This window comes from Psychrobacter immobilis, assembly GCF_904846065.1.
GTDB classification, from domain to species: Bacteria; Pseudomonadota; Gammaproteobacteria; order Pseudomonadales; family Moraxellaceae; genus Psychrobacter; species Psychrobacter immobilis_H.
The window spans coordinates 49,016-61,958 of the sequence record NZ_CAJGZV010000003.1; the positions used below are offsets into that span (position 1 = coordinate 49,016).

Annotated in this window: 14 protein-coding genes; 10 read left to right on the forward strand and 4 right to left on the reverse strand. The window is 41.3% G+C overall.

Translation table 11 applies throughout. The annotated features are described in order from the left end of the window. The first annotated feature begins 9 nt into the window (after nt 1–9). The 4 genes from JMW64_RS13335 (at nt 10) to JMW64_RS13350 (ending at nt 1,930) form a co-directional block, all read left to right on the forward strand. On the forward strand, nt 10–237 hold the full coding sequence (locus JMW64_RS13335; RefSeq protein WP_114701935.1) for a type II toxin-antitoxin system RelB/DinJ family antitoxin: 228 nt from the start codon (nt 10–12) through the stop codon (nt 235–237). 18 nt (nt 238–255) lie between these two features. Continuing rightward, the gene (locus JMW64_RS13340) at nt 256–519 is read left to right on the forward strand and encodes a BrnT family toxin (protein ID WP_226949371.1); all 264 of its coding nucleotides are present in this window, start codon (nt 256–258) and stop codon (nt 517–519) included. After that, nucleotides 506–670, forward strand: a complete 165-nt coding sequence (locus JMW64_RS13345; protein WP_156410068.1) for a hypothetical protein — start codon at nt 506–508, stop codon at nt 668–670. Before JMW64_RS13340 ends, JMW64_RS13345 begins: the two co-directional genes overlap by 14 nt. A gap of 279 nt (nt 671–949) precedes the next feature. Continuing rightward, complete coding sequence (locus JMW64_RS13350; RefSeq protein ID WP_227694303.1) at nt 950–1,930, forward strand: DNA-binding protein; 981 nt, start codon at nt 950–952, stop codon at nt 1,928–1,930. Between the two features lie 1,295 nt (nt 1,931–3,225). On the opposite strand, the gene JMW64_RS13355 is transcribed toward JMW64_RS13350, so the two are convergent. The 4 genes from JMW64_RS13355 to JMW64_RS13370 all read right to left on the reverse strand — a co-directional run bounded on the left by JMW64_RS13355 (nt 3,226) and on the right by JMW64_RS13370 (nt 8,037). Continuing rightward, nucleotides 3,226–3,948, reverse strand: a complete 723-nt coding sequence (locus JMW64_RS13355) for a CHAP domain-containing protein (protein ID WP_201555243.1) — start codon at nt 3,946–3,948, stop codon at nt 3,226–3,228. An 812-nt stretch (nt 3,949–4,760) separates the two neighbouring features. Next, entirely contained in the window at nt 4,761–5,645 is an 885-nt protein-coding gene (lgt, locus tag JMW64_RS13360; protein ID WP_011959981.1) for a prolipoprotein diacylglyceryl transferase, read from the reverse strand. Between the two features lie 183 nt (nt 5,646–5,828). Further along, entirely contained in the window at nt 5,829–7,301 is a 1,473-nt protein-coding gene (locus tag JMW64_RS13365; protein WP_201555267.1) for an ATP-binding protein, read from the reverse strand. Continuing rightward, complete coding sequence (locus JMW64_RS13370; protein WP_201555269.1) at nt 7,291–8,037, reverse strand: heavy metal response regulator transcription factor; 747 nt, start codon at nt 8,035–8,037, stop codon at nt 7,291–7,293. Before JMW64_RS13370 ends, JMW64_RS13365 begins: the two co-directional genes overlap by 11 nt. A 325-nt stretch (nt 8,038–8,362) precedes the next feature. On the opposite strand from JMW64_RS13370, the gene JMW64_RS13375 reads away from it, so the two are divergent. The 6 genes from JMW64_RS13375 to JMW64_RS13400 form a co-directional block, all read left to right on the forward strand. Continuing rightward, complete coding sequence (locus tag JMW64_RS13375) at nt 8,363–8,647, forward strand: hypothetical protein (RefSeq protein ID WP_062844972.1); 285 nt, start codon at nt 8,363–8,365, stop codon at nt 8,645–8,647. A 159-nt stretch (nt 8,648–8,806) separates the two neighbouring features. Next, on the forward strand, nt 8,807–9,079 hold the full coding sequence (locus JMW64_RS13380; RefSeq protein WP_011959985.1) for a hypothetical protein: 273 nt from the start codon (nt 8,807–8,809) through the stop codon (nt 9,077–9,079). A 61-nt stretch (nt 9,080–9,140) separates the two neighbouring features. Continuing rightward, a complete protein-coding gene (locus tag JMW64_RS13385; RefSeq protein ID WP_045448094.1) occupies nt 9,141–9,764 on the forward strand; it encodes a c-type cytochrome in 624 nt (207 codons plus the stop codon). 165 nt (nt 9,765–9,929) lie between these two features. Further along, the gene (locus JMW64_RS13390) at nt 9,930–10,568 is read left to right on the forward strand and encodes a DUF411 domain-containing protein (RefSeq protein WP_062844971.1); all 639 of its coding nucleotides are present in this window, start codon (nt 9,930–9,932) and stop codon (nt 10,566–10,568) included. Nucleotides 10,569–10,662: 94 nt separating this feature from the next. Then, nucleotides 10,663–12,369, forward strand: coding sequence for a copper resistance system multicopper oxidase (locus tag JMW64_RS13395; protein WP_201555270.1), 1,707 nt, complete (start codon nt 10,663–10,665; stop codon nt 12,367–12,369). 25 nt (nt 12,370–12,394) lie between these two features. Continuing rightward, nucleotides 12,395–12,943: pentapeptide repeat-containing protein (locus JMW64_RS13400; RefSeq protein WP_406947510.1), on the forward strand; the 549-nt coding region annotated here is incomplete at its 3' end.

Genomic DNA, 12,943 nt, shown 5'->3' on the forward strand with positions numbered 1-12,943 from the left:
TGTAATGCCATGACGACAACTAATTATAATATCAGGCTCGATCAAGAGCTAAAAGAAAATGCTTTTGCCGTGTTTGAAAGCTATGGTCTAACGCCGTCTCAAGCGATTAAATTGTTCTTGACCCAAGTGGCGCAAACCAATCAAGTACCGCTATCTTTTGAATACCAGAAAGTAACAGCTGTCAGTCAAGATGAATTGCTAATCTATAAAGAGCATACTGACAGAGAGAACAGATAAGTATTAGATTTGAATGGGATGAACAAAAAAAACACCAATCAGCGTAAGCACCGTTTATTATTTGAGGCAGCCGCCCGAGTTTTTCTAGACCTTTTATGCCTGCGTCAGCAAGACAGGTATGAAAATGATGAAAAGCAGTGGCAAGCGCTGGGTACAGTAGACGGTACCGCCGTCCTATTGGTAGCCCATACGCAAACAGAAATAGATAATGGTGAGGTTATACGCATTATCTCAGCTAGACGTGTCAAAAAAATGAAAGGGAGCCAGTGTGAACAAAGTTAGTTATCAAATAGACGAGCTACCACCACTAACGGCCAAGCAACAAGTAGATTTAGAGCATTTAGCAACGCTTAATGATGACGACATTGATCTATCAGACATTCCAGAAGTCACCGACTGGTCAGGTGTTAGCCGTGGCAGTATTAAACCATAAGCGTTCTTTACTGAGGCCAGTATCATTGCCAAATTTAAGGATAAAACCAAGCAAACAGGCGCTAATCATTAATAAATGATAGTAATGCGCTAGAAGAGTACTTAACTGATCGTTAGCCCTAATCTAATGATTGTGACCTCAAGATTACTTGAGGTTTTTTTAAGCCTTATATTGTAGTATGTTGTATATTGTATTATACTATATAAAAAATACTACAAATGCTACATATTTACTCATACAAAATTAAGGACAATAATTATCGCCATTACTACACAGCAAATTCATGCTATTGCTGATCAACTGCACGAACAAGGTATCAAACCTACTTTAGCCGAAGTGCGTAAGGCGCTGGGTGGTGGATCATTCACGACCATCAGTGAAGCTATGAAGTCTTGGCGTCAGGATAACCAACAAGAAGAGCAGCTAAGACAGGTTGAGCTACCAAGTGGTATCACTGAACGCTTACAAACGCTTGGTGCGGATATGTGGCAGACGGCCATTGATATTGCCAATGATCGTCTGGTTAAAGAACGGGAGGCTCTAGAGAGTATTAAGGCCAAGTCGCAAGCTGAGACAGATGAGGCTCAAGAAGCGGTTAAGACCCTAGAGAGTGAGCAGGCTGATTTGTTAGAACAGCTCGATGAGGTCACAGCAACTGCAGAGGCAACGGCTATCACCGCGGCTCAAGTGACTGCTGAACGGGATGTGCTGACACAGACACTCAGCGATACTCAGCACCAGCTAGAACTTGAACGAGCTAAAACAGTGGCAGCTCAGGCCCAACTTGGTGACCTGCGTAGCAGTTTTGATCAGCAATCAAAAGAGCTGAGTGCCAACATATCGAAGGTGGCCACGCTTGAAGCCACTGCTAATAGCGATAAAGCAGAGATCGCGCGTCTGCAAACAGAACTGACAGCAACTAAGGATGAGCTAAAGACAGTCGTTATTGAGCGCAACGAGATAACGAATCTTACAGCAGAAGTGAAAGGAGAGTTAAAGGCCATAATCGCTGAACGTGATAAGTTATCAGGGATTAATGAGCAGCTTACTCAAAAGCAAGCTAAGATTGAAGCAGATCATCAGCTACTGATTAAGCAACACGACACGTTAAATCATGAGAGAACTTTGCTTAGTACTGAGCACACTGCATTGAGTGAGCAGTATGATGAGCTTTCAATTAACTATCAATCAGAACAGGAAAAGAGTAGCTCATTGACTGCAGAGATTGAAAAGATGCGAGAGACAATTAACAATAAATAAGTCAATCCCGTTCTATTCACACTAAGCTTATGAATCAACCATGACAATATCGACTCACTGAATAAATGATGGTTGTATAATAAATATTCTAAATTTTTCTCTAGATTCTTATAGTATATAGCCTAGTGGGCTATATACTACTTAAATTAGCCTAAGTGAATTTATGCTGATTTTGGAGCCTTGAGCAGATTTCAAGGAACACTCACCCTAAAGCAGTTATGAGTATAATAAAAACACTCACAAACACTTTAGTGCATTCCTTGAATTTGATGTGATTAGTCATGCCGACTTCATCGCCCATCGCGTCATCAAGACCGTATCACTGTATCAAGCTACGGCTGTTATGATTACGGCTGATAGCACCGCCTAGACACGCTCATAACCGCTACTGTGCTGTCATACGCTAGCAAGGGCGTTCGCCCAATATACCGCTACGATATGCACAAGTAACCACTCATTGCGTTGCTCTGATCCTTTGTCTAGTCACCCCTGTAGGGAGCTCACCCTTATGTCAAACGCAGTCGTCACCGAGGCCTGCCACCCATTTGACGGGTAACGGGTACAGAGAGAGCAGCACGAAAATGTAACGAGCGAACAAGCAGTTTTTAAAATGTATAGCAAATAGAGTTGATATGAAAGCAGATTTTGGATAAAATGACCCTAAACGGGCATTTAATGCTGTTCAAATAACGCAGTCTGTGTGCTTATTTGTTCGTTACAGCGTGTTGTCGCACACTGTAACCGTTATCTACATTTAAAACTAAATGCCTCTGGGAGTCAACTCCCAGAGGCATTTTTTTGTCTAGTCCTTTGATAAGATTTTCGTAAAATTTTTAGGCACTGATACAATCAATTGGTTTAAGTAATTCAGATCGCTTTGGCAGTGTCATACTCTCTCAAAAAAAACTATCTGAACCGCCTCAGGTTTTCGGAGACTAAACAGTCTTAGAGAGTACGACGAACTCGGGGTGGTTTACCCATACGCTTTGAGCTAAGCCACATCTTCATGAGCGTCGTTTCGTAATTTGTCTTGTAATGCTAGCAATCCAAAAATTTCTCAGTTTTGCGCCAGAAATGTGCAGGTAGTGCACAAGCGGTATCATGTGGCATCTTAAACGCGCTTGCCGATAACTCCTGTCATGAGTAATGATATCAGTAGTGTCTATTTCTGACTGATCAAATCATGAAAGGTTAAATACACCCTGATGTTAAGCACAAAAAAACCCAGCAATGATAGTAAGATCACTACTGGGTTGGGGAAAAGCAATAAATATGTTGTGCTGACTTCTCAGGTCTTATTTATCATTCATAGCAAGGTAGATATTACGATCTGATGCGGATGCGTCATCCACATATTTTGAATCACGCCATGTCGTATAAGCATAGACACCACTGTATGGGCTGATGCTGTTCTGACGGAAATCAGAAATCCAATTTTCGCCATCAAATATTTGGATATGGCCATGCGGGCGCTTTGATGAGCGATCATAGACAATAACATCACCTACTTGGGTTGGCATATCATTACTGATTTTGCTAAAACCTGCTTTATCAAGCGTGCCACGAGTGGCGTACTGATAGGCTGAAGGATTGGGTGTAAATTCATAACCAGCTGATTGTAGTGCTTTACGTACGTAACGGGCACAATATCCAGAGCTGCCAGATAAAGCCACTTTTGAGGCGCGAGCAGCAGCGATAGCGGGGGCTGAATTGCTGTCAGGAACCTTATTGACTTGCTGCTGTTGTTTTTCAGCGTATAAGCGGCTGTTTAATGATGAAAGCTGATTCTCTTTTTGCTTGGCCTGCGCACTTAGGTTGCTAATTGCTTGACTAATTTCATCATTATTAGAAACATAAGCACCACTTTTGGTGCTATAGATGTTTTTTGATGAACCGTAGTTTGATGCCGCAGAAATATTGGTTATATTATTACTTGTTTGAAAGGTCGTTACAGCAGCAGTACTCGTTTGTGCTATGCCCATACCCAGTACTGACAAAATCAATAAGGCCTGTTTCATAAATCTAATACCTACGGTTAATTCAAAATGGTCTGTTGTCCATAACAGAGCAGTCAATTAAATCTCAACAACTCAAGAATATACACATTGTGGTGACTAATAATTATGCTGCAAACCCTTATTTCATAGGCGGCCGGCATTATCAACGATTTCGCTAAAACCTTATAAATTTATTGGAAGTCAAACTGTTAGCCAAAACACAAATCGGACTTTAGCATAGGCTGTAAAGCATGTCATCACTAATAAAAATCTGATAAAAGCTCTTTTTAAGCTTATAAAATGATAAAAAATACCTATTTTATAATGTAATTTCGTGTAACATTTATAGAATATAGCTGACCAACCTGACAACAATATCTCCTGTTTGATAAGCAGAAAAAAACGTTTGAGGATTAAATCCTTAATTTAGATTTAATCCTCAAACGTTTTTTTAGTGGGTGAAGTAATTATGCTATATAGGGTTTAACCAATTATTAAAATAATATACTAGTTTATAGTGTCAATATGAATTTTAATTCGCTAAGGAACTATGTAATCTTACGTAATTGTTGCGATACATCATGTAGTTCCTTGTATTAATTTCTAAGAAATTGGTTATTTTAAAGACAGATAACATCTAAAATAGGTTACATTGACATAAAAAGTTACATATCCAAATTTATTTTTAGCTTTTGAAGTTCCACTATCTGATGAAAAAATTAGGTTTAGGAGTAAAAATCCTTGTACTAACATAGGTATTAATTCTGCAAATGGAATGTATCTTGTTAGAACTGCATTTATATTTATTTGTTCATGCACCTCGACACTTATTTCTAATATGCAGACTGCTTACCCCAATCATAAATACCGCGTTTGTAAGCATAAATCAGCATGATTAAGCCGGCGATAATCATCGGCGCGCTTAAGATTTGCCCTTTGGTCATCCAACCTAATAATATGAATCCTTGGTCAGCATCTGGCTGGCGGAAGAATTCAATGATAAAGCGGCTGATGCCATAGCCTAGTAAGAATACAGCGGAGGCGGCCATACGTGGACGTGGTTTTGATGAATACCACCATAAGAATATAAATAGCAGCAGACCTTCGGCAAAGGCTTCATATAGCTGTGATGGATGACGAGGCAATATGTATTGACCATTGACTTCAATCATCAATTCTTGCAATTGTGGATTGCTCTGTAATTGCTCCATATCAAACGCCGCGGCTTGCGGAAAGTAGGTCAGCCAGTTATAGCCACCGTCTGAGACGCGACCCCATAATTCGCCATTGATATAGTTGCCGATACGCCCAAACAGTAAGCCGGTTGGTACACAAGGAACGATAAAATCGAATACTTGAAAGGTAGTCTTTTTATATTTACGGGCAAAGAACCACATACCTAGCATGACGCCGATAAAGCCGCCGTGGAAAGACATACCGCCTTCCCAGACTTTTAATATATAGGCAGGGTTTTGGAGTAATTCACCGAACTGATAAAACAGCACATAGCCAATACGACCGCCTAAGATGACACCAAGCGCGCCATAAAAGACTAAGTCAGAGACCATGTCGGTGGTCCAATTGTCGCGTTTGGTACTGCGATACCAAGCCAAACCGTAAGCGGCAGCAAAGGCTAGCAAATACATTAGCCCATACCAATGCACTTCCAATGGACCCAAGGAAAGCGCTACGGGATCATACTGAGGATGAATCATCATAAAGGCACCATAATTATTGGTAATAGAATGTATGAAATAGGCTTATATAAGAAATTTTTTGTCCAACAATTGAAAAGTACAACTATCGCAAGTCAGAATCTCATCTTATGGATAGAGAGACCTTCCAAGTAAACTCGCCTTCGATCTAATCTGAGCGGTTCATAGACAGTATGAAGGTATTTACTACCTGGCAATCAACAACTTTACAGCAACCTCAAAAAGACACTCATCTTTGATAGTAATACTAACTTTGCCATTATGAGCATTGGCGATAGCTTGCACAATAGATAAGCCTAAGCCTGTTCCTGAATGCATCGTATTCGTTTTATCATGACGATAGAATCGCTCAAACAGTTTATCGGCTTCAATCTGATTTAATGGTTTGTCTAGACGGTTGGTCATAGTTATTCTTAACCAGAGCTGCTCTGGGGATTGAATATCGTCTTTTGGCGCATTAAGCGAGGTGCTTGAAGTGAGGACAGTAGCGGATATCATAATAGTGCTATTACTAGCCGCATAATAAATCGCATTTGACATCAGGTTGGCAAACAGCCGTTGCAATAAGCCTTTATCACCTAGTACTGTTTTAAAATCACCCGATTTTTCAAAGATTATCTCACGATCCTCAGCAATCATCTCATAATAATCTATAAGCTTTGTGATCAAGCTCTCTATATCGACATGACTGATTTGCGAATCACTCAGCTCTTTTTGAGTTTTTGCCAGTAGTAACATATCGTTAATCATGGCGGATAACTGCTTTAACGTATCATGCTGATGATGCAATTGCTCAATGTATTCGTCGCTTTCTCTTGGCTTAGTTAACATGACTTGCGTTTGCGTACTCAGCGTCGCTATTGGCGTACGTAGCTCATGGGCGATATTGTCTGAAAACCGTGATAATGATTCAAAGTTACTTTCAAGCTTGACCATCATAGAATTATAAGACTCCGTTAGTGGACGTAATTCTAACGGCATATCGCCAACCACAATTCTTTCATCTAACCTTTGAAGATTAATGCCTTTCATCTTTTGTACGATAGTAGCTAGGGGAGCAAAACCCCAGTGTACACTTAGTGCTGCTACTGAAACCAATAATAAGGTAATGGCGATAAGTATCAAGCTCAGCTGGCGATTAAACTGGATAAGATATTGATGATGCACATCGATAGGTAGAGCAATAAATGCCAAAACCTCTTGATGTGTAATGATAATGGCTCGGTAATACCTATTATTTATCTTGATCATAAACTGCTGATCGCGATAGTCCTGCAATAGTTGTAACAAGCTAAAATCTGCCGGTAGATCATTGATGAAATTACTGGGATCGCTGGACAATAAATTGCCGTTTTTGTCTGATATTAACGTTTTTAAATCATAGTCTAACCAAGAAGAATGTACATGATTGGCATCAATTAGCGCTTGCGACTTTGACACTGTAAAAGGTTCTATGTGATCGTTAAAATTCACCATGCGTTTACGCAGGTTAAAAGCTGCATGGGTAATAATCTCTGAGTCCATTTGCTCAAAGTGCTCGTTAACAGAGCGCTGAACCCATATATAAATAACAACTTGAGAGATAACAACGAACAATGTCAGTAAAAAAATAGTTCGCCATAACAGTGACCAACGCCGATTCTTAGATTTATGTCTCATTTGATGCCAGACTGTCTTTATTAATACTATCGTCGCCCATGCCACTATCCACGTCGACAGCCAGTGGCTCTAACTTGTAGCCCATTCCGCGTACCGTATGAATCAGCTTTATATCAAATCCATCATCAATTTTTATCCGCAAGCGCCTTATAGCCACGTCAATGACATTCGTATCACTCTCAAAGTTTATATCCCATACTTGCGAGGCGATCACAGTGCGCGGCAGTACCTCACCTTGACGTTCTAAGAAAAGTTGTAATAAAGCAAACTCTTTAGCAGTCAATTTTATATTAGTGTTGCCTCTATGAACGGTGCGTTTGGCAATATCCATTTTCAGATCAGCTATGTGTATGACCGAGCTTTTATAATCAGATTGATTGGCACGGCGCAATAGGCTTTTTATTCTAACAATCAGTTCAGCAAAAGCAAAAGGCTTGGTCAGATAATCATCGCCACCAATTTCAATGCCCTTAATCCGATCGCTTAAATCATCTTTAGCCGTTAAAAATAAAACTGGCGTATGCTTTCCAGCAGCTCGGTAGCGCTGTACCAACTCAAAGCCACTGACGTCAGGTAGCATGACATCCATCAAAACCACACTAAAATCTTCAGTCATTAACGCATGATAGCCATCTAAACCTGTCATGTGATGATCCACGATGAAACCGGCCTCAGTTAAGCCTTTCTTAATATATTCTCCAAGGTTTTTCTCATCTTCTACTAACAGTACTTTCATCGTTGCTTACCTTTATATCATTATAGTTGTCAACAGCGTATCACTAACATTGTTAGCTTATCAGCCATATATTTATCAGGAACCCTTGTTATAACAGTGTTCTTTGGATAGAGACAGATGCTGGTATTTGGTTTTAATGACAAGAAGATGACAATATTATGCTGTTCCTAACGAACATGTAATATCCGTGTCATCTAGCTGTCAGCCACCATTTAGTATTCTAAATCAACGCCGCATATTGGCTTGTCTCTGATACAGACTGCCTCTACGAGTAAAGCAATTATCCTACTTAAACAGTTTGTTATTTATCTTTAAAGGGTCTTATATGAAAAATTATAGTTCATTAAAAAAAGCAGCTTTGCTTTCAGTATCGATGTTAGTGGGCATGTCAGCGGCCAATGCGCATACCACAAACTTAGATGCTTCTGTTCTCGGTAATTGTGATGCGCTCACTAGTTTTGCAAAGAACGCAGATCATAACGATGCACAGATTTCTAGCGTGCAAATGAAAGGCTATGTTGATGCGAGAGTCGCGTGTCAGGTGCAGCATCAAGATCAACACTTGCAGTCTGAAAAGTATTTTGTGAAAAAATATGGTAGTGAGAAGTAATACTAAAAGATTATCTGCGATATTAAAATACAAAATTAGAAGTCTGACAACATTGTAATCTTAACGTCATCTACCAGTCAGAATGATTAATGTATCATTTAGGCTGGTTTAACAGCTATTGAACTCAATAGCCTTTAATCCAAACAATAGGAATTAATCATGTCACAATTTAAATTACTGTCTAAATCAATCGCAATGACGGCCATCGCTCTTGTCGTATCGACCTCAGCTATGGCGCATGACCCTAAAATGCATGCTGAAAAAGATCAAATGAACTGTGAAAAAATGCAAAAGCATATGGATATGATGGGAAAAATGGATCATAGCAAGATGGACATGAGCGATCCTGCCATGAAAGCGATGATGGCTAACATGGGTAAAATGAAGCAAATGTACCAAAAACACTGCGTTACTAACGACAGTAAATCTTAAAAATTTTAGCTCTGTTAAATAGCAGTCAACACTTAACGGAAATAAATTCTTAGGAAAACATATGAAATTTTTATTGGGTGCGCTCTTTACCGTATTTGTGGCAATCGTTAGCGTGTTTGCGGTTGTTACTAGTGGCGTTGTCAATGTGGGAGCTGACCAAGAGCATAGCCCAATGATGTTTAGCTTTTTAGAAACTGCTCGCAATCGTTCCATAGAAAATGCCAGTAAAGATATTGTGGTACCAGATTTAGAGAAGGTTGAGCTAATCAGTTCTGGTGGCGCGGACTATAAGGATATGTGTGCAGGCTGTCACTTGTCTCCGGGAGTGGCACAAACTGACTTTAGTGAGAGCTTATATCCAAAGCCGCCCAACTTTACCAAGGCTGATATTGTCAAACGTTATCAAACAGAAGACGGTGCAAAGCAAAGCTTTTGGGCAATTAAGCACGGTATTATGGCATCTGGAATGCCTGCGTGGGGCGCGTCCCATGATGACGGTAGAATGTGGGCAATGGTAGCCTTCATTAGATCGTTACCTGAATTAGATGAAAGCCAATACACGATGCTAACCACTAGGATAGATGGCGATATGATGGACATGTCATTTGACGGTGATATGAATATGTCAGATGGTGGTGATATGGGTATGAATATGTCGGATGATGGATCTGGAATGCAGCATTAATACTTTCTAGATATGAAAGCCTCCTAACTCACGGTTGTCGCTATTAATAATGCAGTACTGAACAGTGCTGCATTTAATGTTTTTAGTTAAGTACATAAGAATTCAAATATAGGGTGTAAGTTTTTAGAATATCGAGCATAACAATAGACGTTTAGGAGTAATTTAATGAGACATTACACACATGTGCTTTCTAATGGACATAGCTGGTTATCCGGTCGTGTCCTTTTATTGATGGTGACATCGTCACTCTCGTTAACGCTAGCCGCTTGCAGCCAATCTAATACCAGTGGCTCTGATTCTCAACCAGTAAAGGTTGAACAGTCTGCTACCCAGAATGCACAAGTACAAAATGAAAGTTCTGCTCCTACAAATGCTCCCGTTAACAGCTCGTCATCATTACTCAAAAACGTCTCAGCCACGGTTTATAAAGATGCCAACTGCGGCTGCTGTAAAGAATGGGTAGGCTATGCAAAAAACAATGGATTAAGTGCAACCACGCACGATGTGGAAGATCTATCCTTATTTAAGGAGCGTTATGGCGTACCACAGCAAATGCGCTCTTGTCATACCACCGTTACCACCGACGGTTTTGTCTTTGAAGGGCATGTCCCTGCTAAACACATGGCTGAATTCTTAGCAAATCCTCCTGCACAAGCTATTGGACTTGCCGTACCGAGTATGCCGGTTGGTAGCCCCGGTATGGAGTATGAAGGTAAATTCATGCCTTATAAGGTAATGCAGCTTAATAAAGACGGCACCACAGAAGTCTATGCTGCTATTGAGTCTCCTCAGCAGCAGCTGTAGTGTTGGCTTAGATGTGAATAGATTCTGTTAAATATCGAAAATGTTATAACTATAAGCTTAACCACCATCTCTCAAATTAAATCAGGTTATCATTATGAATAAAAAGAACATACTGAACCGCCGACGTTTTTTAACCGGATCCTCTGCTGTCCTTGGTGCCTCCTTGATGCCGACTATTGCTAGTAGCGCATTGGGACAATCGAGTCGCTCAGGCAGTCAGGGCGCTACTATTAACAGTGATAAACCCGATCATAAAGTACCCATACTGACAGGCAAAGAGTTTGATCTTTATGTCAGCAAAAAACCCATCATTGTTGATGGCAAGTCAAGCACGGCGACGCTCATTAATGACTCATTACCAGCGCCAACGCTAAAAATGCGCGAGGGCGATACGGTAGTGATACGCGTCCATAACCAAATGAATGAGTCGACCTCTATTCATTGGCATGGCCTACTAGTACCGTTTGAGATGGATGGCGTGCCCGGCATTAGTTTTGATGGTATACCAGCAAATAGCACCTTTACGTATAAATCTACGCTGAAACAATCTGGCACTTATTGGTATCACTCGCACACTGGATTCCAAGAACAAACCGGTATGCGCGGGGCCATCGTCATTGAGCCGAAAGGGCGCGAACGTCATCCTATCGACGAAGACCATGTGATCGTGCTTAGTGATTGGACCAGCCGCAACCCGCATAATCTCTTGAAGCTGCTCAAACAGCGCGCCGACTTTGACAACTACCATCTACCAGACTTCAAAAAACTGCTTGCTGATATTGCCGAAACGGATATGAAAACCGCGTTTGATAAGCGCAAAATGTGGAATCAGATGCGCATGATGCCGACAGACTTTACTGATCTGTCTGGTGAAAAAACCTTTACCTATCTGATGAATGGTAAAACCACAGCGGCTAACTGGACGCAACTTGTCAAGGCTGGACAGCCTGTCAAACTACGTTTTATTAATGGTTCAGCGCAGACGATATTTGATGTACGCATCCCCGGCCTAAAAATGAAAGTCGTCGCGACGGATGGGATTGATGTCAGTCCCGTCGATATCGATGATTTCCGTATTGGGGTGGCCGAGACTTATGATGTCATCGTGACGCCCACTAAAGACGCGCATACCATATTTGCTCAAAACATAGATCGGTCAGGCTATGTTGCGACAACGCTTGCTACCAAAAAAGGTGCTCGTCCTGCGATACCTGCTATGGACAAAATCGAATGGCTGACGATGGCCGACATGATGGGCGCCATGGGATCGAATGGCTATAACGCTAAACATGCCAAAACAGAATATGACTTTAAGTCCGATATGCGCGTTGATAGTCCGCGTATGAACCTTGATGACCCTGGTATTAATCTACGTAACATTGATAGAAAGGTTTTGAATTATAGTCAGTTGCGCTCTGTCGGCGATGAGATAATGGCAGAGCAGCGCAAACCCACCAGAGAGATTGAAATACATCTGACGGGAAACATGGAGCGCTATATTTGGGCTCTAGACGGGGTTATGTTCAAAGATGCCGCACCGGTCAATATTAAGCCCAACGAGCGCGTACGTATTACCTTAGTCAATGACACCATGATGAATCATCCCATGCATTTGCATGGTATGTGGAGCGATCTGCGGATGCCTTCAGGTGAGTTTCAAGTACGTAAGCATACGATAATGGTACAGCCTGCACAAAAGATAAGCTTTGATGTCACCGGAGAAGCTGGCAGATGGGCATGGCATTGCCACTTGCTCTATCACATGGAAGCAGGGATGTTTAGAGAAGTTGCCGTTGTTTAATAAACCTTCGAATATGAGCCTTATTATGAAAATATATAAAGTAGGTCTACCGTTTATTGGCATGTCATCTTTGATGCTACTAATGTCACCTTTAGCAAACGCTGCTGAGATGTCGAACATGGATCATGGCAGTATGGACATGTCTGGTATGGACATGTCTGGTATGGATATGTCAGATATGGATCACAGCAGCATGGATATGTCGGGCAATATGTCAGATATGGACCATAGTGGCATGGATATGTCAGGCGATATGTCGGATATGGATCACAGTGGTATGGATATGTCAGGTGACATGTCAGATATGGATCATAGTGGCATGGATATGTCGGGCGATATGTCAGGTATGGATCATAGTGGCATGGATATGTCGGGCGATATGTCAGGTATGGATCATAGTGGCATGGATATGTCGGGCATGGATCATGGCAGTATGGACATGTCAGGAATGCAAGGTGGCGAAGCACCAGCCGATGCTCGAAGCCCTGACTACTCGAACGGTGTTCCCTATGGTCGCTTTGGTAAGCCTGTGATGATGGGTAGCTTACCGTTATGGGGCGTATCAGTAGACGAT